The 22,806-nt window shown below is 44.4% G+C and carries 15 protein-coding genes, 1 tRNA gene and 1 pseudogene; 14 read left to right on the top strand and 3 right to left on the bottom strand.

The window, feature by feature from the left end:
- The first annotated feature begins 33 nt into the window (after nucleotides 1–33).
- Together ACESZG_RS00230 and ACESZG_RS00225 are read left to right on the top strand one after the other, a co-directional pair.
- Nucleotides 34–1,662, top strand: a complete 1,629-nt coding sequence (locus tag ACESZG_RS00230) for a polysaccharide biosynthesis protein (RefSeq protein ID WP_008703496.1) — start codon at nucleotides 34–36, stop codon at nucleotides 1,660–1,662.
- A gap of 108 nt (nucleotides 1,663–1,770) precedes the next feature.
- A pseudogene (locus tag ACESZG_RS00225) lies at nucleotides 1,771–1,869 on the top strand (DUF6783 domain-containing protein); the annotation flags it as partial.
- On the opposite strand, the gene ACESZG_RS00220 reads toward ACESZG_RS00225, so the two are convergent.
- On the bottom strand, nucleotides 1,828–1,953 hold the full coding sequence (locus tag ACESZG_RS00220) for a DUF6783 domain-containing protein (protein ID WP_306452304.1): 126 nt from the start codon (nucleotides 1,951–1,953) through the stop codon (nucleotides 1,828–1,830). The pseudogene ACESZG_RS00225 and the gene ACESZG_RS00220 sit on opposite strands and share 42 nt — an antisense overlap.
- A 25-nt stretch (nucleotides 1,954–1,978) precedes the next feature.
- Nucleotides 1,979–6,220 carry a 2-hydroxyacyl-CoA dehydratase gene (locus ACESZG_RS00215; RefSeq protein ID WP_144137096.1) on the bottom strand — a complete coding sequence of 1,414 codons (4,242 nt, stop codon included), beginning with the start codon at nucleotides 6,218–6,220 and terminating at the stop codon, nucleotides 1,979–1,981.
- A gap of 446 nt (nucleotides 6,221–6,666) precedes the next feature.
- On the opposite strand from ACESZG_RS00215, the gene tgt reads away from it, so the two are divergent.
- The 7 genes from tgt (at nucleotide 6,667) to ACESZG_RS00180 (ending at nucleotide 15,413) form a co-directional block, all read left to right on the top strand.
- Nucleotides 6,667–7,818 (top strand): tRNA guanosine(34) transglycosylase Tgt, encoded by a 1,152-nt coding sequence (tgt, locus tag ACESZG_RS00210; RefSeq protein ID WP_008703492.1) that lies wholly within the window; start codon nucleotides 6,667–6,669, stop codon nucleotides 7,816–7,818.
- Between the two features lie 248 nt (nucleotides 7,819–8,066).
- Nucleotides 8,067–8,366, top strand: coding sequence for a preprotein translocase subunit YajC (gene yajC, locus ACESZG_RS00205; RefSeq protein ID WP_008703490.1), 300 nt, complete (start codon nucleotides 8,067–8,069; stop codon nucleotides 8,364–8,366).
- Between the two features lie 189 nt (nucleotides 8,367–8,555).
- Complete coding sequence (gene leuB, locus ACESZG_RS00200; protein WP_373217325.1) at nucleotides 8,556–9,638, top strand: 3-isopropylmalate dehydrogenase; 1,083 nt, start codon at nucleotides 8,556–8,558, stop codon at nucleotides 9,636–9,638.
- Nucleotides 9,639–9,745: 107 nt separating this feature from the next.
- The gene (gene ilvD / locus ACESZG_RS00195) at nucleotides 9,746–11,419 is read left to right on the top strand and encodes a dihydroxy-acid dehydratase (protein ID WP_368211015.1); all 1,674 of its coding nucleotides are present in this window, start codon (nucleotides 9,746–9,748) and stop codon (nucleotides 11,417–11,419) included.
- Nucleotides 11,420–11,494: 75 nt separating this feature from the next.
- A complete protein-coding gene (ilvB, locus tag ACESZG_RS00190; protein WP_025577083.1) occupies nucleotides 11,495–13,171 on the top strand; it encodes a biosynthetic-type acetolactate synthase large subunit in 1,677 nt (558 codons plus the stop codon).
- On the top strand, nucleotides 13,168–14,250 hold the full coding sequence (gene serC, locus ACESZG_RS00185; protein ID WP_025577082.1) for a 3-phosphoserine/phosphohydroxythreonine transaminase: 1,083 nt from the start codon (nucleotides 13,168–13,170) through the stop codon (nucleotides 14,248–14,250). Before ilvB ends, serC begins: the two co-directional genes overlap by 4 nt.
- A complete protein-coding gene (locus ACESZG_RS00180) occupies nucleotides 14,250–15,413 on the top strand; it encodes a phosphoglycerate dehydrogenase (protein ID WP_173698094.1) in 1,164 nt (387 codons plus the stop codon). Before serC ends, ACESZG_RS00180 begins: the two co-directional genes overlap by 1 nt.
- A gap of 195 nt (nucleotides 15,414–15,608) precedes the next feature.
- Here the strand turns inward: ACESZG_RS00180 and ACESZG_RS00175 are convergent, their stop codons facing one another.
- Nucleotides 15,609–16,583, bottom strand: coding sequence for a carbohydrate kinase (locus ACESZG_RS00175; protein ID WP_119241194.1), 975 nt, complete (start codon nucleotides 16,581–16,583; stop codon nucleotides 15,609–15,611).
- A 253-nt stretch (nucleotides 16,584–16,836) separates the two neighbouring features.
- Between ACESZG_RS00175 and glgB the strand changes: the two genes are divergently transcribed.
- From glgB to ACESZG_RS00150, 5 genes are all read left to right on the top strand, one after another.
- Nucleotides 16,837–19,137 (top strand): 1,4-alpha-glucan branching enzyme, encoded by a 2,301-nt coding sequence (gene glgB / locus ACESZG_RS00170; protein ID WP_349062768.1) that lies wholly within the window; start codon nucleotides 16,837–16,839, stop codon nucleotides 19,135–19,137.
- Between the two features lie 60 nt (nucleotides 19,138–19,197).
- Nucleotides 19,198–19,270 (top strand) — tRNA-Thr (locus ACESZG_RS00165).
- Between the two features lie 634 nt (nucleotides 19,271–19,904).
- Nucleotides 19,905–21,104 carry an ABC transporter ATP-binding protein gene (locus ACESZG_RS00160; protein ID WP_349062767.1) on the top strand — a complete coding sequence of 400 codons (1,200 nt, stop codon included), beginning with the start codon at nucleotides 19,905–19,907 and terminating at the stop codon, nucleotides 21,102–21,104.
- Nucleotides 21,091–21,954 carry an ABC transporter permease gene (locus ACESZG_RS00155; protein WP_062807754.1) on the top strand — a complete coding sequence of 288 codons (864 nt, stop codon included), beginning with the start codon at nucleotides 21,091–21,093 and terminating at the stop codon, nucleotides 21,952–21,954. Before ACESZG_RS00160 ends, ACESZG_RS00155 begins: the two co-directional genes overlap by 14 nt.
- Nucleotides 21,951–22,724 carry an ABC transporter permease gene (locus ACESZG_RS00150; protein ID WP_055151263.1) on the top strand — a complete coding sequence of 258 codons (774 nt, stop codon included), beginning with the start codon at nucleotides 21,951–21,953 and terminating at the stop codon, nucleotides 22,722–22,724. Before ACESZG_RS00155 ends, ACESZG_RS00150 begins: the two co-directional genes overlap by 4 nt.
- The last annotated feature ends 82 nt before the right edge of the window (nucleotides 22,725–22,806 follow it).

Raw genomic sequence — 22,806 nt, 5'->3', positions numbered from 1 at the left:
TGTGTAGTCAGGTAAAAGACACACAGTGATAACATGAATCAGAAAAACAATTTAGTAAAAAATGCATCCTTTCTGATGATTGCAGCTATGATCTCCAAGGTGATCGGTCTTCTGTACAAGAGTCCCCTTTCCAATATTATCGGAAGCCTTGGAATGGGCTATACAAGCCTTGCGCAGAATGCCTATATGATCCTTCTGATGATCGCATCCTTTAGTATTCCACAGGCGGTATCCAAGCTGATCTCCGAGCGTATTGCTCTGAAGGATTACAGAAATGCACATAAGTTCTTTAAGGGTGCCATGATCTATGCCATGGTGATTGGCGGAGTGGTCGGTTTGTTCTGTCTCTTTGGAGCAGGGCTGATCATCCCTCAGAATCAGAAGGATGCAATTCCGGCACTTCAGATCCTGGCTCCGACGATTTTTTTGTCCGGTATTCTTGGGGTATTCAGAGGATATTTTCAGGCATACAGAAATATGATGCCAACATCTATCTCCCAGATCATTGAGCAGGTATTTAATGCGGCAGTCAGTCTTCTGGCAGCCTGGGGATTCATCAATGCATTCTCAGATGGAACAGAGAACAGCATTGCAAAATGGGGGGCAGCAGGTTCCACAGTAGGAACCGGAGCCGGAGTGGTGACTGCATTGGCATTCATGCTTCTGGTATATGGTGTGAACCGCAGAAAAATCCTGCACCGGGTAGAGAAGGACCACAGACATCAGGAAGAGTCCTACAAAGAGATTTTTCGTGTGATTATCCTGGTTGTTTCGCCGATCATTCTCAGCGCCTTTGTTTATAATGTAAATGCTTATATCAATGGGTATCTTTTCTCGGATATTCTGGGAAGAAGAGGTGGAGATGCGGCACAGATTGGTATTTTATATGCAGAGTATGCTACTTACTTTATGACAATTATTAATATTCCTCTGACGCTGTCCAGTACGGCACCTACTTCCATGATTCCGGAGGTTTCCGCCCTGTATGCCACCGGAGACATTGAAGCGACCAGAGAGTGCATTGACCAGACCGTACAGCTTTCTATGGTAGTTTCCGCCCCATGTGCAATGGGACTGGCAGTGCTTGCACAGCCGATTGTATTTTTGCTTTACGGAAATTCCACAGGACTGGCAGCCAACCTGCTGATCCTTGGTTCTTTTTCGATCCTGCTCAATGGAATGTCAAATATTTCCAATGGAGTTCTGCAGGCAATCGGACAGCAGAGGATTCCGGTGATTACGGCTGCAATCGCACTGGTTGTGGACATTGTGGTAGTGGTAGTGCTGCTGTTTACTACAAACCTTGGAGTTTATGCACTGCTGATCGCAATGGTGATCTATTCTGTGGTTGTATGTGTGTTAAATGACAGAGCCATGAAGAAATATCTGCAGTATAAGAATCCATGGAAAGAAGGATATCTGTATCCTATTCTTGCATCTGTTCCCATGGGAATTGTTGCAGGCTGTATCTGCTATGGACTGAACATTTTTGTAAAATCCAATTTCATTTGTCTGATCGTTTCCATTCCTGTTGCTGCGGTTGTTTATCTGTTTGCTTACCTGATCATCAGCAAGCCGTCAGAATCACAGCTTAGAAGAATTCCGGGTGGAAGCTATCTGATAAGGATTGCAGAGAAACTTCCGTTCTGGCAGAATAATTAAAAACAGAAGTTATAAAAAATAAAAGAGTTATATTTCATGGTTTAAATGTATTTCTGAAATAGAAACACATTTAAAATTTCTGAAATATAACTCTTTTTTTGAGCGCGTTTGAAAAATGCTTTTCGCAAAGCAGGATATGTAGATTGCGGGATATTTCACCCGAATTCAGTTGCCGTAGCTCGCTACGGCGCCCTCATCCGGGCAAAATATACCACAAATTGTGACGCACATCTTACAGAAAGCCTTTTTCAGACACGCTCTAAGGCGGATATATTGCAAGGTAAAATACATTGCAATATATCCATTACGGTATTATTTATGCATTTTTTTCTTCTACTTTTTTCAGGTTTTTCTGAGCTGTGGAGAGCATCAGTTTGATTCGGTTGAGCTGATTGACTTCACTTGCACCCGGATCATAGTCGATGGCTACAATATTGGCTGTCGGATATTCTCTGCGGATCTCTTTGATAACACCCTTACCTACAATGTGGTTCGGCAGACATCCGAAAGGCTGGATACAAACAATATTCGGAACATCTCCATGGATCAGTTCCATCATCTCACCTGTCAGGAACCATCCCTCACCTGTCTGGTTTCCGGTGGAAACGATCGGAGATGCCATTTTTGCCAGATCTCTGATATCAGCAGGCGGTGCAAAATGGCGGCTCTGTGCAAGAGCTTCGCTTGCAGGCTTTCTCACCCATTCGATTGCTTTGATTCCCCAGTTTGCCATGGTTGCCTTGGACTTCTTGAATCCAAGATTTTCTACCTTAAAGTTCTGATTATAGAAGCAGTAGCACATGAAATCGATCAGATCCGGTACAACTGCCTCAGCGCCTTCAGATTCCAGAAGCTCTGCCAGATGATTATTTGCAGCAGGCAGGAACTTGACAAGGATCTCACCTACGATGCCGACACGCGGCTTCTTCACATCACTGATGGGAATGGTATCAAATTCATGAACCATTTCGCGGCACATTTTTTTAAACTGGCTGTGGCTGATACTGCTTCCGCTTAAGAAAGAGATCACACGCTGTTCCCAGATTTTATGTTTCCTGTTTACGATTCCCTCTTCCAGTTCATAAGGACGCATACGATATACGCATTTCATCAGGATATCTCCGAATACGGCACCGTAAGCAACTTTCTTCACTAATGGAAGCGTAAGTTTGAATCCGGGATTGCTTTCCAGACCGCTTAAGTTAACAGAGATAACCGGAATCTGTTCCATACCGGCTTTCTTTAATGCGCGTCGTATAAATGCGATATAGTTGGAAGCACGACATCCGCCACCTGTCTGTGACATGACAACGGCCGTTTTGTTCAGGTCATATTTACCGGAAAGCAGAGCATCCATGATCTGTCCCACAACGATCAGAGACGGATAGCAGGCGTCATTGTTTACATACTTCAGACCAACATCCACTGCATGCTTATTGTCATTCGGAAGCACCTCCAGGTTGTATCCGCAGGAATTGAATGCTGCCTGCAGGAGGCTGAAATGGAACGGTGACATCTGCGGGCAGAGGATGGTATAGTCCTTTCTCATTTCCTTTGTAAAGGATACTTTATCAATAGAAGCAGGTTTGACAGTACGTTTCTGTCCCTGTGCTTTCTTCGCGCGGATCGCTGCGATCAGGGAACGGATACGGATTCTTGCAGCACCAAGGTTATTTACCTCGTCAATCTTTAAGCAGGTATAGATTTTGTCACTTCCGTCAAGGATTTCATAAACCTCGTCAGTAGTAACTGCATCCAGACCACATCCAAAAGAGTTGAGCTGGATCAGATCCAGGTCATCGCGTGTCTTTACATAGTTTGCAGCAGCATACAGTCTGGAGTGGTACATCCACTGGTCATTGACGCGAATCGGGCGTTCCACAGGTGCCAGATGAGAGATGGAATCCTCAGTAAGTACGGCAATACCATAGCTGTTGATCAGATCCGGGATACCATGATGGATTTCCGGGTCAATATGGTATGGGCGTCCTGCAAGGACAATACCATGGCGTCCTGTATCTTCCAGATATTTCAGGGTTTCTTCCCCTTTTTTCTGTACATCGCGGCGTGCAGCAGCCATTTCCTCCCAGCCCTTATGCACAGCAGCTTTGACTTCTCCTGCCGGGATATCCTTAAATTCCTCTACCAGACGATTTGCCAGAATTTCCTCAGAAGTAAATGCAAGGAACGGATTGCGGAAGGTAATGGACGGATCATTTAATTCGTCTACGTTATTCTTGATATTTTCGGCATATGAGGTAACGATCGGGCAGTTATAGTGATTGACTGCATCCGGGAACTCGTTACGTTCATATGGGATACATGGGTAGAAAATAAATTTCACGCCATTGCGGATCAGCCAGGTTACATGGCCATGGGCAAGTTTGGCAGGATAGCATTCAGATTCACTTGGAATGGACTCAATACCCAGCTCATAAATCTTTCTGGTGGAAGTAGGAGAGAGCACAACCTCATACTTCAGTTCTGTAAAGAAAGTATACCAGAAAGGATAATTCTCAAACATGTTCAGAACACGGGGGATACCTACTTTACCTCGCGTTGCCTTATCAGCAGTAAGCGGTGTGTAGGAGAAAATACGCTTATATTTGTATTCATAAAGATTCGGAATATGATCTTTGTTCTTTTCCTTACCGATACCGCGTTCACAGCGGTTACCGCTTACATACTGGCGGCCTCCGGAGAATTTGTTGATAGTCAGACGGCAGTTATTGGTACATCCACGACAGTTTGCCATAGAAGTTGTATATTTCAGCTCGTTAATCTTATCAATGGAGAGCATAGTCGTTTCTGCGCCTTCCTGATGGCGTTCACGGGCAATTAGTGCGGCACCGAAGGCACCCATGATTCCGGCAATATCCGGACGAATGGCTTCGCAGCCTGCAATCTTTTCGAAGCTTCGAAGAACCGCATCATTGTAGAAAGTACCACCCTGTACAACGATGTGTCTGCCAAGTTCGGAAGCATCAGAAACCTTGATAACCTTATACAGAGCATTTTTGATAACAGAGTAAGCAAGACCTGCGGAAATATCGGATACCTCAGCTCCTTCTTTCTGTGCCTGCTTTACCTTGGAATTCATGAAAACAGTACATCTGGTACCAAGATCTATAGGATGCTGTGCAAAAACAGCAGCTTTTGCGAAATCCTGTACTGTATAATTCAGGGATTTGGCAAAGGTTTCAATAAAGGAACCGCATCCGGAGGAGCATGCTTCATTTAACTGTACGCTGTCAACGGTCTTGTTGCGGATCTTGATACATTTCATATCCTGTCCGCCGATATCCAGGATACAGTCTACCTCTGGGTCAAAGAATGCAGCTGCATAGTAATGGGATACGGTCTCAACCTCGCCCTCATCCAGGAGCAGGGCCGCTTTGATCAGAGCCTCGCCGTAACCTGTAGAACAGGAATAAGCGATCTTTGCGTCTTTGGGAAGCAGTTCATAGATTTCTTTAATAGAACGGATGGTAGTTTTTAACGGGTTTCCGTTGTTGCTGCTGTAAAAGGAATAAAGAAGTGTTCCATCTTCGCCTACCAGTGCAGTTTTGGTTGTGGTGGAACCTGCATCAATACCCAGATAGCAGTTTCCTTTATATGTAGCCAGATCTCCTGTTTTTACTTTGTAGGAACTCTGACGTTTTGCAAATGCATCGTATTCTTCCTGAGAAGCGAAAAGTGGTTCCATACGTTCTACTTCAAAATCCAGCTTAATGGAATTGCGGAGTCTGTCTTTCATTTCTGTCAGGGAAATGGAGTTGTCTTCTTTTGCATTTAATGCAGAACCGATGGCTGCAAAAAGATGGGAGTTCTCCGGAATGATGGTGTGTTCCTCATCCAGCTTCAAAGTACGGATAAAGGATTCTCTCAGTTCGGACAGGAAGTGAAGCGGACCACCCAGGAATGCAACATGTCCACGGATGGGTTTTCCACAGGCAAGACCGGAGATGGTCTGGTTTACAACTGCCTGGAAAATAGAAGCTGACAGATCCGGTTTGGTTGCACCGTCATTGATCAGCGGCTGGATATCCGTTTTGGCGAAAACACCGCAGCGTGCAGCAATCGGGTAGAGCGCTTTGTAATCTTTGGCATATTCATTCAGACCTGTGGCATCTGTCTGGAGAAGAGAAGCCATCTGGTCGATGAAAGAACCGGTACCGCCTGCACAGATACCGTTCATACGCTGTTCTACGTTTCCGTTTTCGAAATAAATGATCTTGGCATCCTCACCGCCAAGCTCGATGGCAACATCTGTCTTTGGTGCCAGCTTCTGCAGAGAAGTAGAAACTGCAATAACCTCCTGGGTAAAAGGAACGCCCAGATGGTTGGCAAGGGTCAGACCGCCGGAACCTGTGATCACAGGATGGAGAGTCATCTCGCCATACTGGTCAAAGGCCTCCTGAAGAAGGTCTGCAAGGGTTTCCTGAATGTTCGCAAAATGACGCTTGTAATCTGCGAAAATGAGATTTTCATTCTCATCTAAGATCGCGATCTTTACAGTAGTGGAACCAATGTCAATTCCAAGTGTTTTGTAATTCATAAAGTAAATTCAAGCCTCCTCGTATTGTATATAAACAAAATTGAAATTTTCCTGTTACTGTTCACACACCACTATCCCGCGAAGTGTTTTGGCATGAATATGCCAAAATCCCGAGACATACAAGCCAAAATTCCATTGCCGCAGGCAATCTGGAATGAATTTTGGCTACGTTACTGAGAACGGAGTGAACAGTAACATTTTCCTTACTGTTTGCTGCTGATATCATGCAAAGCGTGTTGCCGGACACGAAGTAAACAGTAAAAATCTATCCTGTTCTTTCCTATTAAATATCTGTTTCCAGATATGGAATATTCCGTAATATTATACGCTAATGGTCTGAAAAAGACAATATGAAACTTTACCAATGATTACCTTATTTGCAGTTGAAAATTCAGCTATTTCGGGATATAATAGAAAAAGTGATTTTTATCAAGAGGAGAGAAAAAATGGCAGAATATAAACTTCTTAAAACAGAAGGCCGTGCCAAGCGTGCGGAGTTTCATACAGTGCATGGTACGATCCAGACTCCTGTTTTTATGAATGTGGGAACGATCGGTGCGATTAAAGGCGCTGTATCCACCATGGATTTACAGCAGATTGGAACACAGGTAGAATTATCAAATACTTATCATCTTCATGTGCGTCCGGGTGATAAAATAGTAAAGCAGTTAGGCGGTCTTCATAAATTTATGGTATGGGACAAACCGATCCTTACAGACTCAGGCGGATTCCAGGTGTTTTCCCTTGCAAAGCTGAGAAAGATCAAAGAAGAGGGAGTTTATTTTAATTCCCATATTGACGGGCATAAGATCTTTATGGGACCGGAAGAGAGTATGCAGATCCAGTCCAATCTTGCCTCCACCATTGCCATGGCATTTGATGAATGTCCCAGCAGTGTGGCTGACAGGGATTATGTGCAGAAATCTGTAGACAGGACCACAAGATGGCTTGCCCGCTGTAAAGCAGAAATGGCGAGACTGAACAGTCTGCCGGATACCATTAACAAAGAACAGCTTCTGTTTGGAATCAACCAGGGTGCTGTTTATGAAGATATCCGTATTGAGCATGCCAAAGCGATCTCTGAAATGGATCTGGATGGCTATGCTGTCGGCGGTCTGGCAGTTGGAGAAACCCATGAAGAGATGTACAGGATCCTGGATGCGGTAGTCCCCTATCTTCCTCAGAATAAACCTACTTACCTGATGGGTGTGGGAACACCGGCAAATATTCTGGAAGGTGTTGAGAGAGGAATTGATTTCTTTGACTGCGTATATCCAAGCCGTAACGGCCGCCATGGACATGTATATACCAATCATGGAAAGATGAATCTGTTCAATGCAAAATATGAACTGGACACACGTCCTATCGAAGAAGGCTGTCAGTGTCCTGCATGCCAGCATTACAGCAGAGCCTATATCCGTCATCTTCTGAAAGCGAAGGAAATGCTGGGAATGCGTCTCTGTGTACTTCACAATCTGTATTTCTATAATCATATGATGGAAGAGATCCGAGATGCTCTTGATGCAGGAAACTTCGCAGAATATAAGAAAATGCGGCTGGAAGGCTTTGAAGAGGGCAAAATAAACTCGAAAAGATAATCTGTATATAAAATAATTATTAAATATGCCAAAAACTCTTGAAGTAAAGCGGTTTTTTGTGTATGATGTGTAGTGACGCTTTAATCAGATTGTTCTGCATGAAAACAAGATTTCATACAGAAGGTAACGGAGATTATAAGTGGATCGCAAAGCAGCTCTTCAGTATGAGCAGCCGTCAGGACGGTCTGTGAATACATGATGGACTGCAAATATGCAGAATAACAGGAAAAGTTACAGGAGGAATCAAAATGAACGCATCAAGCGGAATGGGTATGGTTGGCGCTATTGTCTGGATGGTAGTACTGTTCGGAATTATGTACTTCTTAATGCTTCGCCCTCAGAAAAAAGAGCAGAAGAGACTTCAGGCAATGTTAAATGACATGGAGGTTGGCGACAGCATTGTTACTACCGGCGGCTTTTATGGCGTTGTCATTGATATGACAGAAGAAGACGTGATCGTAGAATTCGGTAATAACAAAAACTGCCGTATTCCTATGAGAAAACAGGCAATCGCTGAAGTTGAGAAAGCCGGAAGCGCTGCCGAATAATGAAAGAGATATGAAAAAAGCGGAACCTATAGTCAGTGATGGCTGTGGTTCTGTTTTTTTTATTTTTACAGTAAAATCTCCGGAAAACAGCACTTTTGTATTTTTTCACTTTAATAGGTTGAAATCTGTCGGAAAGTGCGTTATTATAATAACAATTACGCAATTAGAGTATTTTTGGAGGAAATTATTATGGATTATAAGATTGCATTGATCCCCGGCGACGGAATCGGACCGGAAATCGTAAGAGAAGCAAAGAAAGTACTGGACAAGGTATGCGAGAAATATGGACACAGCTTTTCCTATTCAGAAGTTCTGTTAGGCGGCGCATCCATTGATGTACACGGCGTACCCCTTACTGATGAGGCAATTGCCACTGCCAAATCATCAGACGCCGTACTGATGGGCTCTATTGGCGGAGATGCAAAAACTTCTCCATGGTATAAGCTTGAGCCGTCCAAACGCCCGGAAGCAGGACTTCTTGCAATCCGTAAGGCATTAAATCTTTTTGCAAACTTAAGACCGGCTTACCTTTACAATGAGCTGAGAAAAGCCTGCCCTCTCCGCGATGAGATCATCGGAGACGGATTTGACATGATCATTGTACGTGAGCTTACAGGCGGTCTGTATTTCGGAGAACGTCAGACTATTGAAGAGAATGGTGTGAAGAAAGCAATTGATACACTTTCCTATAATGAAAACGAAATCCTCCGTATTGCCATCAAAGCATTTGAGATCGCACGTAAGAGAAGAAATAAAGTAACAAGCGTAGATAAGGCAAATGTTCTGGATTCTTCCAGACTCTGGAGAAAAGTGGTAGAGGAAGTTGCCAAAGACTATCCGGATGTTACCTTAGAGCATATGCTGGTTGACAACTGCGCAATGCAGCTTGTACGTGATCCAAAACAGTTCGATGTTATCCTGACAGAGAATATGTTCGGAGATATCCTTTCAGACGAGGCAAGTATGGTAACAGGCTCCATCGGAATGCTTTCATCTGCAAGCTTAAATGAGACAAAATTCGGTCTCTATGAGCCAAGCCATGGTTCTGCACCTGATATTGCAGGACAGGATAAGGCAAACCCTATCGCAACTATCCTTTCCGCAGCAATGATGCTTCGTTTCTCCCTTGATATGGACAAGGAGGCAGATGCAGTGGAAGCAGCAGTGCAGAAAGTTCTGACAGAGGGATACCGCACAGGTGATATCATGTCAGAGGGATGCAAGCTTGTAGGAACAAAGGAAATGGGCGATCTGATCGCAGCAGCTCTGTAAGAATTGATATTAAGAGGATTCAGCCGGCGCAGGCAGATTACGGAGTCAGGAATTTCGGTTGAATCATTAAAAATAAATAAAACAGTAAGAAAAGAGGAAATAAAACAATGAGAAGTGATGCAGTAAAAACAGGCACACAGCAGGCACCTCACCGTTCCCTGTTTAATGCTCTTGGAATGACAAAAGAAGAAATGGAAAGACCTCTGGTAGGTATTGTAAGTTCTTACAATGAAATCGTACCGGGTCATATGAACCTTGACAAGATCACACAGGCAGTTAAGCTTGGTGTGGCAATGGCAGGCGGTACACCTGTTATGTTCCCGGCAATCGCAGTATGTGACGGTATTGCAATGGGACACGTTGGAATGAAATACTCTCTGGTTACCAGAGACCTGATCGCAGATTCCACAGAAGCCATGGCAATGGCACATCAGTTTGATGCACTGGTAATGATTCCAAACTGTGACAAGAACGTACCCGGACTTCTGATGGCAGCAGCCAGACTGAATGTTCCTACTGTATTCGTAAGCGGCGGTCCAATGCTTGCCGGACATCTGAACGGACACAAGACAAGCCTTTCCAGTATGTTCGAGGCAGTAGGTGCTTATGCAGCAGGTAAGCTTGATGAAGACGGACTGACAGAATGTGAAATGAAAACATGTCCTACATGCGGATCCTGTTCCGGTATGTACACAGCAAATTCCATGAACTGTCTGACAGAGGTTCTTGGTATGGGTCTGAAAGGAAACGGAACCATCCCTGCTGTATATTCCGAGCGTATCCGTCTTGCAAAACATGCAGGTATGCAGGTTATGGAAATGTACAGAAAGAACATCCGTCCAAGAGATATCATGACAAAAGAGGCAATCCTCAATGCCCTGACAGTAGACATGGCACTCGGATGCTCCACAAACAGTATGCTTCACCTTCCGGCTATTGCTCATGAGATTGGAATGGACTTTGATATCAGCTTTGCAAACGAGATTAGCGCAAAGACTCCAAACCTCTGTCACCTTGCACCTGCAGGCCCTACATACATAGAAGACCTGAACGAAGCAGGCGGTGTATACGCAGTTATGAACGAACTGAATAAGAAGGGACTTCTTCATACTGAGTGCATGACAGTTACAGGCAAGACAGTAGGCGAGAACATCAAAGATTGTGTAAACTTAAATCCTGAAGTTATCAGACCGATTGACAATCCATACAGCCAGACAGGCGGACTTGCAGTTCTCAAGGGTAACCTTGCACCGGACGGCGGTGTTGTAAAACGTTCTGCAGTTGTAGAAGAGATGATGGTCCATGAAGGACCTGCAAGAGTCTTTGACTGCGAGGAAGACGCAATCGCAGCTATCAAAGGTGGCAAGATCGTAGAGGGTGACGTAGTAGTTATCCGTTACGAAGGACCGAAAGGCGGCCCTGGTATGAGAGAAATGCTGAATCCTACATCTGCAATCGCAGGTATGGGACTGGGATCTTCCGTAGCCCTGATCACAGACGGACGTTTCAGCGGTGCATCCAGAGGAGCATCCATCGGACACGTATCACCGGAAGCAGCAGTCGGCGGACCGATCGCACTTGTTGAAGAGGGCGATATCATCAGCATCAACATTCCGGAACTGAAACTGGAGATCAAGGTTTCTGATGAAGAAATGCAGGCAAGAAAAGCAAAATGGCAGCCTCGTGAGCCAAAGGTAACAACAGGATATCTTGCAAGATATGCTGCTATGGTAACTTCCGGAAACAGAGGAGCGATCCTTGAGGTACCAAAAGCAAAATAAAGATGAACAAGTACCCGGCGGGAATTGCAGCATAACCTGTGATTCCTGCCTGAAAAGTTAGGAGGATACGTAAAGATGCAGCTTACAGGTGCTGAAATCATCGTTGAATGTTTAAAAGAACAGGGCGTTGACACTGTATTCGGATATCCGGGCGGTGCCATCCTGAATGTATATGACGCCCTCTATGAATATAAAGACCAGATCACACATGTACTGACTTCTCATGAGCAGGGAGCATCCCATGCAGCAGACGGATACGCAAGAGCAACCGGTAAAGTCGGTGTGTGTCTTGCAACTTCTGGTCCCGGAGCTACCAATCTGGTAACAGGAATCGCTACCGCATACATGGATTCCGTACCAATGGTGGCAATCACATGTAACGTGGGAACACCGCTGCTCGGAAAGGATTCTTTCCAGGAGGTTGATATTACCGGAATTGTAATGCCTATTACAAAGCACAGCTTTATCGTAAAAGACATTACTACTCTGGCAGACACTGTACGCAGAGCATTCTATATTGCAAAGAGCGGACGTCCCGGTCCTGTGCTTGTAGATGTGACCAAGGATGTGACAGGTGCGAAATATGAATATACTGCCTGCGCTCCTGCTGAGATCACACCGAAAACAGACACCATCAAAGACGAAGACATTGCAACTGCAGTACAGATGATCAAAGAAGCGAAGAGACCATTTATTTTTACAGGCGGTGGCACGATTATCTCAGAGGCATCCAGAGAAGTGACAGAACTTGCTCACAGAATCGACGCTCCTGTATGTGACAGTCTTATGGGTAAGGGGGGATTTTCCGGAGAAGATCCTCTGTACACAGGAATGCTTGGAATGCATGGGACCAAAACTTCCAATCTCGGTGTCTCAGGCTGCGATCTCCTGATCGTGCTGGGAGCCAGATTCAGTGACCGTGTCACAGGAAACACGAAGACCTTTGCAAAGAATGCGAAGATTCTCCAGATTGACGTAGATGCTGCAGAAATTAACAAAAATATCGTAGTAGATGCAAGTGTGGTAGGAGATGAGAAAGAAGTTCTCAAACATATTCTGGCAGAGGTTCCGGAAATGAGACATCCGGAATGGACTGCACATATCAGTGAACTGAAGGAAAAATATCCGTTAAGATATGATCATTCCCAGCTTACAGGCCCATACATTATTGAAAAGCTGTACGAACTGACAAAAGGAGATGCCATCATCACAACAGAGGTTGGACAGAACCAGATGTGGGCAGCTCAGTATTTCAAATACAAAGAGCCAAGAACTTTCCTTTCTTCCGGTGGCCTGGGAACTATGGGATATGGACTTGGTGCAGCAATCGGTGCCAAGATGGGAAGACCGGACAAAACTGTAGTAAACATCGCAGGTGACGGATGTTTCCGTATGAATATGAATGAGATCGCAACAGCAGTCCGCTGTGGCAGACCTTTAATAGAAATCGTATTGAACAATCATGTACTGGGAATGGTACGTCAGTGGCAGACCTTGTTCTATGACCACAGATATTCCCATACAATTTTAAATGATGCAGTAGATTTTGTGAAGCTGGCAGAAGCCATGGGAGCAAAAGCAATCCGTATCACAAAGATGGAAGAGGTAGAGCCTGCATTAAAAGAGGCTCTGGCATGTCCGGGACCTATCGTACTTGACTGTATGATCGATCAGGATCTCAGCGTATTCCCGATGGTACCGGCAGGCGCAAGCATTGATGATATTTTTGATGAGGAGGATATGAAAAAATGAGCAGAGTGTATAATTTTTCCGCAGGACCGGCTGTACTGCCGGAAGAGGTACTGAAAGAAGTTGCAGAGGAGATGATGGACTATCAGGGAACTGGTATGTCTGTAATGGAAATGAGCCACAGAAGTGCTGATTTCCAGAAGATCATTGACGAGGCAGAGCAGGATCTTCGTGATCTGATGAAGATTCCGGATAATTATAAGGTATTATTCCTTCAGGGCGGAGCTTCCCAGCAGTTTGCAGCAATCCCTATGAACCTTATGAAGAACAAGGTAGCTGATTACATTGTAACAGGACAGTGGGCAAAGAAAGCATACCAGGAAGCACAGAAATATGGAAAAGCAAACAAGATTGCTTCTTCCGAGGATAAGACTTTCTCCTATATTCCTGACTGCAGTGACCTTCCGATCAGCCCGGATGCAGACTATGTATACATTTGTGAAAACAACACAATTTACGGAACAAAATTCAAGAAACTTCCCAACACAAAAGGAAAAACTCTGGTAGCAGATGTTTCCTCCTGCTTCTTATCTGAGCCTGTTGATGTATCCAAATATGGAATCATCTATGGCGGTGTACAGAAGAATATCGGACCAGCAGGTATGGTAATCTCCATCATCCGCGAAGATCTGATCACAGATGATGTTCTGGAAGGAACACCTACTATGCTGAAATTCAAAACACAGGCAGATGCAGGTTCTCTTTACAATACTCCAAACTGTTACTGCATCTATGTATGCGGTAAGGTCTTCAAATGGCTGAAGAAAATGGGCGGCCTGGAAGAAATGCAGAGACGTAACATTGAGAAAGCGAAAATCCTCTATGATTTCCTTGATCAGAGCAAGCTGTTCAAAGGAACTGTTGTACCGGAAGACCGTTCTCTTATGAATGTACCATTCGTAACGGGTGACAAGGACATGGATGCCAAATTTGTAAAAGAAGCAAAAGAGGCAGGACTTGTAAACTTAAAGGGACACCGTACAGTGGGCGGTATGCGTGCAAGTATCTACAACGCTATGCCAAAAGAAGGTGTGGAAGCACTGGTTGCTTTCATGAAGAAGTTTGAGGAGGAAAATGCATAATGTTTCAGTATCATTGCCTGAATCCCATTGCAGAAAAAGGTCTGGGATTATTTGATGAAGAATATAAGAAAAGCGAAGATCTGCAGGAGTGTGATGCAGTCCTTGTAAGAAGTGCAAAGATGCATGACATGGAGCTTCCTGAGAGCGTAAAAGTAATCGCACGTGCAGGTGCAGGTGTCAACAATATTCCGGTAAAGGACTGTGCAGAAAAAGGTGTGGTAGTATTTAACACACCGGGCGCCAATGCAAACGGTGTGAAGGAGCTTGTACTTGCAGGTATGCTCCTTGCTTCCCGTGATATCGTAGGTGGTATCGAATGGGTTGCCAAAGAGAAAGACCAGGAAGACATCGATAAACTTGCTGAGAAACAGAAAAAACAGTTTGCAGGATGCGAGATCATGGGTAAGAAGCTGGGTATCATCGGTCTTGGTGCCATCGGAGCAATGGTGGCAAACGCTGCTTCTGCACTTGGAATGGAAGTATACGGATATGATCCATACATCTCTATTGATGCTGCATGGAATCTTTCCCGCACCATCAAACATATCAAGAGCCTAGATGAGATTTATTCCCAGTGTGATTACATCACCATCCATGTACCTCTTCTTGACAGCACAAAACAGATGATCAACAAAGAAGCGTTAGACAAGATGAAAGACGGCGTAGTACTTCTGAACTTTGCCCGGGATCTTCTGGTTGATGAGGATGCTCTGATCGAAGCATTAGACAGCGGAAAAGTAAAGAAATATGTGACAGACTTTGCAAACCATACAGTAGCAGGACATAAGGGAATCTTGGTAACTCCACACCTTGGAGCATCCACAGAGGAATCCGAAGAAAACTGTGCAGTAATGGCAGTGAAAGAAGTGAGAGATTTCCTTGAGAACGGAAATATCAAAAACTCTGTAAACTTCCCCAACTGTGATATGGGAACCTGCGTGGCAGTAGGACGTATTGCCATCTGCCACAAAAACATCCCGAACATGATCAGCCAGTTCACCAAGATCCTTGGTGCAGAAGGCCTGAACATCGCAGATATGACAAACAAGAGTAAAGGCGAATATGCTTATACTCTCATTGATCTGGAAAGCGCAGCATCCAGAGAAGCACTGGATGAACTGAAAGCAATTGAAGGTGTTTCCAGAGTACGTGTGGTAAAATAGTAAGATACAAGTTAACGGTTTAGTATTTTTATAATGACTGACTGTTGATTTGTAATAGAGATTTATATATTTAAAATATCTCCTGTCTGATTGAGATTTTCAATCGCCAGGAGATATTTTTTGATTTTTATGATAAAAAAAGGAAGCCCAGTCTGGCGGTGCCAGAGGGCTTCCTTAAAAAATTATGATGTTAAATCAGCATCCTCTTGATTTCATAAAGTCAAGAACCTCTTCTTTGGTGGACATAACGCGAAGAGCACCCTTGCGTGTGGTGATCAGAGAAGCTGCCGCATTTGCGAATGTGAGCAGTTCTTTTAAGTTCTCTTCTGTCAGATTGTCCAGACCATGTTCCAGAACATAGTTTAAGGAACTTGCGCAGAAGGTATCGCCTGCACCTGTTGTCTCGATAGTCTTTTCCTGAAGGAAAGGAGCAGCCTCTACTTTCATGTCTTTGTAGTAAGCGCGGCTTCCGTCTTTTCCAAGTGTGATAAGGATAAGAGGAATGTTATATTTCTCTTTCAGAAGTGCGGCACCCTTGTCATAGTCTGTAGTTCCGAACAGGAATTCAACTTCGTTATCTGAGATTTTCAGAATATCGCATTTGCCAAGACCGTATTCGATCTCTGCCTTTGCGTCATCCAGAGATTTCCATAATGGCGGGCGAAGGTTCGGGTCGAAGCTGATGATACATCCGGCTTCTTTTGCAACGTCGATGGCATAGCGGGTTGCCTCGCGTACTCCTTCGTGAGTGGAAGAAAGTGTTCCAAAGTGGAAGATTCTGGAATCTCTGATCAGGTCTTCCTGGATTTCGTCTTTGGTAAGCATCATATCTGCACCCGGGTTACGGTAGAAGGAGAAATCTCTGTCTCCGTCAGGATAAGTATGTACAAAGGCAAGTGTTGTGTGTACCTCGTTGTCGATCACAAGGTTGCGGGTGTCGATCCCTACTTCCTCTACGGCATTCTTAAGCTGGGTTCCGAACATGTCGTTTCCGACTTTGCCGATGAATGCAGTTTTTTTGCCAAGCTTCTCAAGCATTGCAAGCACGTTGCATGGAGCACCGCCCGGATTGGCTTCCAGCATTGGATTTCCCTGTGCGCTGTTTCCGTTTTCAGTAAAGTCAATCAATAATTCGCCTAATGCGGTTACGTCAAAGGCTTTGTTTCCCATTTTGTATCCTCCTTGTTGTGATGGAAAGAAGCATAGTATCCGGAACAAGATTCTTTCCATAGTTAATAACATAAATTTAGCGCAGGAAAGGGAATTTGTCAAACAATTTTCTTTATTTTTTTGTGCAAAGATGCTAAAATAAACATAACTTGATTTGTTATTGTTTACAGGTGACGTTTAATGTACCATAAATACGCTGCCGGTAAGAGTAACCGATCATCGTATTTCTGACAATCGGGGAGGTAGCACAGCTATGGACGAAAAAGTATACGGCTATATGGACTGGCCGAGGATTGAAGCTATTGTGTATGGAGAGGAAACTGCTCCCAGAGATGTGATGGGACCAAGGATCACACAGGACGGAGTTCTTATTCAGGGATTTTTTCCTGATGCAGAGGAAGTAAGTGTGATCAGCGGAAAGAAAACCTATGTCTGCGAGAAAGAGGACGAGGCCGGATATTTTGCAGTATTGCTTCCTGTACGCAAGGTGCCGGAATACAGATTTCTTATAAAAATGGGAGAGACAGAGACAGAATGTTATGATCCCTATGCTTTTCCATGCCAGATCACAGAGGAAGAGGAGAAGGCTTTCTGCGCAGGTGTTTATTATGAGGCATATAAGAAGCTGGGCGCTCATCCTGTGGAGATTAAAGGAGTGAAAGGTACTCTTTTTGCTGTCTGGGCTCCGAACGCAGTGAGTGTAAATATCGCAGGTGATTTTAATGGATGGATCGGACGTGCGACTATTATGCATCGTATGCCTATGTCCGGTATCTTTGAGCTGTTTGTACCCGGGGTAGAGGCAGGGATACATTATAAATATGAGATTAAAGTCAAAGGCGGCGAAGTTCTGTTAAAGGCTGATCCTTATGGGAACAGTGCAGACCATGATCCTGAGGGAGCATCTGTGGTAGCAGATGTAAGTGCTTTTCAGTGGAATGACGGAGACTGGATGAAAGAGCGTCACAGATTTGATGACAGGAAACAGCCGGTTTCTATATACGAAACATCTCTGGAGGAATGGAAATCCGCTGAGGAGCTGGTGGAATTTCTGGCAGAGGAAGATTTTACCCATGTGGAACTCCATCCTGTGATGGAATACCTGGATGATATTACAGGTGGTTATTCTACATATGCATATTATGCACCTACTTCCAGATTTGGAAGCGTGGCGGATTTTCAGAAGCTGGTAGATGAACTGCATCAGGCAGGAATCGGTGTGATCCTGGACTGGACACCTGCACAGTTCCCGCGTTATGCCTCCGGTCTGGAGAAATTTGACGGAACACCTCTTTATGAGAGACAGAATCCGGCAGAGGCCATTCATCCGTTCTGGGGAACATTGCTCTATAATTACGGAAGCCCGATGGTGAAGGACTTCCTGATTTCCAATGCCTGCTTCTGGGCTGAGGTCTACCATGCTGACGGTCTGCGTATGGACGATGTGGATGCCATGCTGTATCTGGATTATGGCAGAAATCCGGGAGAGTGGACACCTAATATTTACGGAACCAATGAAAATCTGGATGCTCTGGAATTTCTGAAGCATCTGAATTCTGTGATAAAGGAGAGAAATCCCGGATTGCTTTTAGTTGCTCAGGAGAACGGACTCTGGCCGGAGCTGACAGACAGTGTGGAGAATGATCATCTGGGATTTGACTATAAGTGGAGTGGCGGATGGACAAAAGATCTGCTTGAATATCTGAGCAAGGATCCTATTGAGAGAAAGAATTACCATGATCAGCTGACTATGTCCATGCTCTATGCATACTGCGAACATTATATTCTGACGCTTGGCAGCAGGGATGTTGGTACATTGAAGGATTTCGCGGATAAGCTGCCTGGAAGTGAAGAACAGAAGAATGCGCAGATCAGAGAGGCTTATGCTTATATGATGCTCCATCCGGGATGCAAGATGATGGCACCGGATAAAGATATGCCAAAGGAACTGGAAGTATTTGTCAAAGACCTCAATAATATGTATCTTGCTCATCCTGCACTTTATCAGCTGGATGATGAATATGATGGATTTGAATGGGTTCAGCTGATGAAGTATGAGGAGAATGTGATCGCATTCATGAGAAAGACAGAGAAACCGGAAGAAACTATTCTGGCTGTCTGCAATTTCGCGGCAATCCCATATGAAAACTACAATGTGGGAGTTCCTTTTGCCGGCAAATATAAAGAAATCTTTAACAGTGATGATAAAAAGTACGGTGGTAATGGTGTAGTAAATACGAGAGTTAAAGCAGCGAAGAAGGCTGAGTGTGATGAGAGAGAGTATTCCATCACATTGAAGCTTCCGGCACTTGGCGTGGCAGTCTTTACCTGCACTCCGGAAGAAACTGAGAAAAAGCCTGCTGCCGGGCACAGCCAGATCAAGAAATCCATCACCAAGACAAGAACTGTACGAAAGGCTGCCGGGAAAACAAAAGCAGCTGTAAAAACCGCAGTGAAACCGGTGACGAAAAAGGTGACAAAAGAAGCACCCCAAATAGTGAATAAAACGGAGGAGAAAATACCGGTCAAAAAGGACTTGACAGAGAAGAAATAATATTATAAACTAAATGCTGTGGCTGTCAGAATTATCAATTTCTGACAGATTACAGCATAAGCTGAAATAGCTCAGTCGGTAGAGCACTTCACTCGTAATGAAGGGGTCGTGAGTTCGAGTCTCATTTTCAGCTTGAAAGATATTGGGCAATTGTAATTTTATAGAAAATCCGCTATACTGAAAAGCAGAGTATAGTGGATTTTTTATGTTTTTATGGAGGTTCGTATGGTGAGTACCTTAAAATTGCCGGTAGGAATTGAAATGATTGTAAAGAGAAATTTACGTTACTGTCCACACGCCACTATCCCGCGAGGTGTTTTGGCATGAATATGCAAAAATCCCGAGACATACAAGCCAAAATTCCATTGCCGCAGGCAATCTGGAATGAATTTTGGCTAAGTTACTGTGAACGGAGTGAACAGTAACAAATTTACTTGACAATCTCGGGCCTATCCTTTAATATAACTTTTGGATTATACCAAATAAATAATGACCGGGAATCTATCAAGAAGAATGGTTGATTTCCGGTTTTCTTATGTGGACATCATGGTCAGGAGTGCACGCAGACTGGATGGAACAGGACGGACCGGATATATCTATAATTGGAAAAATGGACATATACAGATGCGAAACCATGCAGAGACTGGCACTGTAACAGGCGTCAGCATTGGCATAAACCGATGTAGGGGCGAGAGCTTTTACGCGTGGTTTCGTATCTTTTTTAGTATAAAGAGGTATCTTTTTTACATGAAAGGAGCTGAGTATAGTTGGCAGAGGTTTCACTTGAACTGAAGGAGATAAAGAAAAGTTTTACAGAAGGCGAAGCAGTTCTGGATAATATCAGTCTTGAGATCAGTAAAGGAGAGTTTATTACTTTGCTGGGATCTTCGGGATGCGGCAAGACGACAACATTGCGAATCATTGCCGGTCTGGAACAGCCCGATGCAGGAAGTGTCTGGCTGGACGGCAGGGAAGTGACAGGTCTGGAGCCGAACCAGAGGGATGTGAATACGGTATTTCAGAATTATGCCCTCTTTCCGCATATGAATGTTGCGGAGAATATTGGCTATGGTCTGAAGCTGAAAAAAGTTCCTAAGAGTGAGATCAGGAAAAAAGTTTCTCAGATGCTGGAACTGGTGCAGCTTGAAGGATATGAAAAAAGAAAGCCTTCCGAACTCTCGGGCGGTCAGAAACAGAGAGTTGCCATTGCGAGAGCACTGGTGAATAATCCCAAAGTACTGCTTCTGGATGAGCCGCTGGGAGCACTGGATCTGCAGCTTCGCCGTGCGATGCAGATAGAACTGAAGCATCTGCAGAAGAAGCTGGGAATTACATTTATCTATATCACTCATGATCAGGAAGAAGCTATCAATATGTCTGACAGGATCGCGGTGATGAGGGACGGACGTATTGAGCAGATCGGAACACCGGATGAGATCTATAATCATCCAAAGACCAGTTATGTAGCAACATTTGTAGGAAATGCCAATATCCTGCATGGAGTTGCAGAGAGTATTCAGGGAGAGAATGCAATCGTAAAAATTGGAAATGACAGGGTAATTGTAAAGCTTGAAACAAGTCAGCAGGATACAGGGGGAAAACAATACCTGTCAGCCGGAGAAAAAGTAACTCTGGCTGTGAGAAGCGAAAATATATTGTTACAGGAAACTGCTGTAATCGGTGATACCGGTACAGATTACAGAGACGCTGTTGATATAAGTGTGGCAGACGGAAGTCTGGATGCACATAATAAGAATAGTGTATCAGGTTTACAGGCGACTGTTACAGAGAAGAATTTCGCAGGAGGTCAGCTTCGTGTAACTCTGAAGCTGAGTGATGGTACACAGTTGATCGCCAGCAGATACGGAATCGACGCATCCGTCGCAGAAGGCCAGACAGTGAGATGCAGTTTTCTGCCGACAGATGCAGTACTGGTAGACAGGGAGGACATTCATGAAGAAGCGTAGAAACCGTTCTGACAGTTCTGCATGGATGGCACTTCCACTGTACATTTTTACTATTGTGTTTGTAGTATGCCCCCTTATCTATATGGTGGCGCTGAGTTTTGCTACTCCGTCCAGAGGATTTGGGGTGACCTGGAAATTTACGCTGGACAATTACAGAAATATTCTGGAACCTGTATACCTGAATACATTTGTGGAATCACTGAAACTGGCATTTACCAGTACGATAGTGATCGCTTTGATCGGCTATCCGTTCGGGTATTTCATGGCGAGGCTGCCGGAGCACAGAAAGAAAAAGGCACAGCTTCTGTTGTCTACGCCGTTCTGGGTAAATTCCCTGATCCGTCTGTATGGCTGGATCATTATTCTGCAGAAAAAAGGACTTTTGAACTTTGTATTGATGAAACTCGGGATCATTGAGAAACCGTTGTCCATCCTGTATAGCTATCCGGCAATTGTGATCGGTATGATTTATGTGCTTCTCCCGTTTATGATCATGTCTGTATACTCCAGCGCAGAGAAGCTGGACTGGTCTTATGTGGAGGCTGCCAGAGACCTTGGGGCATCCAGACTGCAGGCATTTTTTACTATAACACTGAAACTTACACTGCCCGGGCTGCTTTCGGGTGTGATCCTGACTTTTGTGCCATCCATGGGACTGTTTTTTATTGCAGATATCCTGGGCGGAAATAAAGTGGTACTTGTGGGAAGTCTAATACAGGATCAGATGACCAGAGGAAGTAACTGGCCCTTTGCAGCAGCACTTGCTGTGGTGATGATGGTACTTACAACTGTACTGATCATGATTTACAGGAAAGTGACAAATGCCAGAGAACTGGAGGGAATCGGATGAAAAAGAATTCAAGATTTGCCGGATTTTATATGGGGCTGATTTTCTTCCTGATGTATCTCCCTATTGCAGTAGTGATCGTTTTCTCATTTAATGAATCCAAACTGCCGGTGAAATTTACAGGTTTTTCCCTGAAATGGTATCAGGAACTTTTCCATGACAGAGCAATGTTGGAAGCACTGGTGAACAGTCTGATCCTTGGGGTATTAAGCTGTCTGGTTAGTGCAGTGATCGGTACTCTGGGTGCAGTTGGGTTATCAAGGATTCACTGGAAGTCAAAAGGGGCGCTGGAATACATTTCCATATTGCCGTTAATGATACCGGAGATCATCCTTGGTATGGTGCTGATGGCATTCTTTTATATGCTGAACCTGCCCTTTGGCATGCTGACACTGTTAATAGGCCATACGGTATTCTGTGTGCCCTATATTCTGATGGAAGTGAAGGCAAGACTGGCAGGCATGGATCCGGCACTGGAAGAGGCAGCCAGAGATCTGGGGGCAGGACCGTTCAGGGCTTTCCGGGATATTACGCTGCCCTTAATTATGCCGGCGGTAATTTCAGGTTCGCTGCTTGCGTTTGCCATGTCTATGGATGATGTGGTAATAAGTATTTTTGTAAACGGACCGCGTCTGTCTACGCTGCCGATCAAGGTGTACACACAGCTGAAAACAGGAGTGACGCCGGAGATCAATGCGTTGTGTACCATTCTGCTGGCAGCTACACTGATTATTTTTATTGTTTATTCACTGATAACAAAGAAGAAAAAATAAATGATATAGCTTTTAGGAACATTCTGAACAGCCGGTCAATGCTTTTGGAACAGCCGGATTATAAAAAACAGAGAAAAATACA

Source organism: Blautia sp. Marseille-P2398, assembly GCF_964240315.1.
In the GTDB taxonomy this organism is placed as follows: Bacteria; Bacillota; Clostridia; order Lachnospirales; family Lachnospiraceae; genus Blautia_A; species Blautia_A wexlerae.
This window is presented reverse-complemented; position numbering and strand designations above follow the sequence as displayed.

What these genes read in the sequence shown, in the direction of transcription:
- ACESZG_RS00230 (WP_008703496.1), top strand. Translation starts at nt 34, where the DNA reads ATGAATCAGAAAAACAATTTAGTAAAAAATGCATCCTTTCTGATGATT.
- ACESZG_RS00220 (WP_306452304.1), bottom strand. Translation starts at nt 1,953, where the DNA reads ATGTATTTTACCTTGCAATATATCCGCCTTAGAGCGTGTCTGAAAAAG.
- ACESZG_RS00215 (WP_144137096.1), bottom strand. Translation starts at nt 6,220, where the DNA reads ATGAATTACAAAACACTTGGAATTGACATTGGTTCCACTACTGTAAAG.
- tgt (WP_008703492.1), top strand. Translation starts at nt 6,667, where the DNA reads ATGGCAGAATATAAACTTCTTAAAACAGAAGGCCGTGCCAAGCGTGCG.
- yajC (WP_008703490.1), top strand. Translation starts at nt 8,067, where the DNA reads ATGAACGCATCAAGCGGAATGGGTATGGTTGGCGCTATTGTCTGGATG.
- leuB (WP_373217325.1), top strand. Translation starts at nt 8,556, where the DNA reads ATGGATTATAAGATTGCATTGATCCCCGGCGACGGAATCGGACCGGAA.
- ilvD (WP_368211015.1), top strand. Translation starts at nt 9,746, where the DNA reads ATGAGAAGTGATGCAGTAAAAACAGGCACACAGCAGGCACCTCACCGT.
- ilvB (WP_025577083.1), top strand. Translation starts at nt 11,495, where the DNA reads ATGCAGCTTACAGGTGCTGAAATCATCGTTGAATGTTTAAAAGAACAG.
- serC (WP_025577082.1), top strand. Translation starts at nt 13,168, where the DNA reads ATGAGCAGAGTGTATAATTTTTCCGCAGGACCGGCTGTACTGCCGGAA.
- ACESZG_RS00180 (WP_173698094.1), top strand. Translation starts at nt 14,250, where the DNA reads ATGTTTCAGTATCATTGCCTGAATCCCATTGCAGAAAAAGGTCTGGGA.
- ACESZG_RS00175 (WP_119241194.1), bottom strand. Translation starts at nt 16,583, where the DNA reads ATGGGAAACAAAGCCTTTGACGTAACCGCATTAGGCGAATTATTGATT.
- glgB (WP_349062768.1), top strand. Translation starts at nt 16,837, where the DNA reads ATGGACGAAAAAGTATACGGCTATATGGACTGGCCGAGGATTGAAGCT.
- ACESZG_RS00155 (WP_062807754.1), top strand. Translation starts at nt 21,091, where the DNA reads ATGAAGAAGCGTAGAAACCGTTCTGACAGTTCTGCATGGATGGCACTT.
- ACESZG_RS00150 (WP_055151263.1), top strand. Translation starts at nt 21,951, where the DNA reads ATGAAAAAGAATTCAAGATTTGCCGGATTTTATATGGGGCTGATTTTC.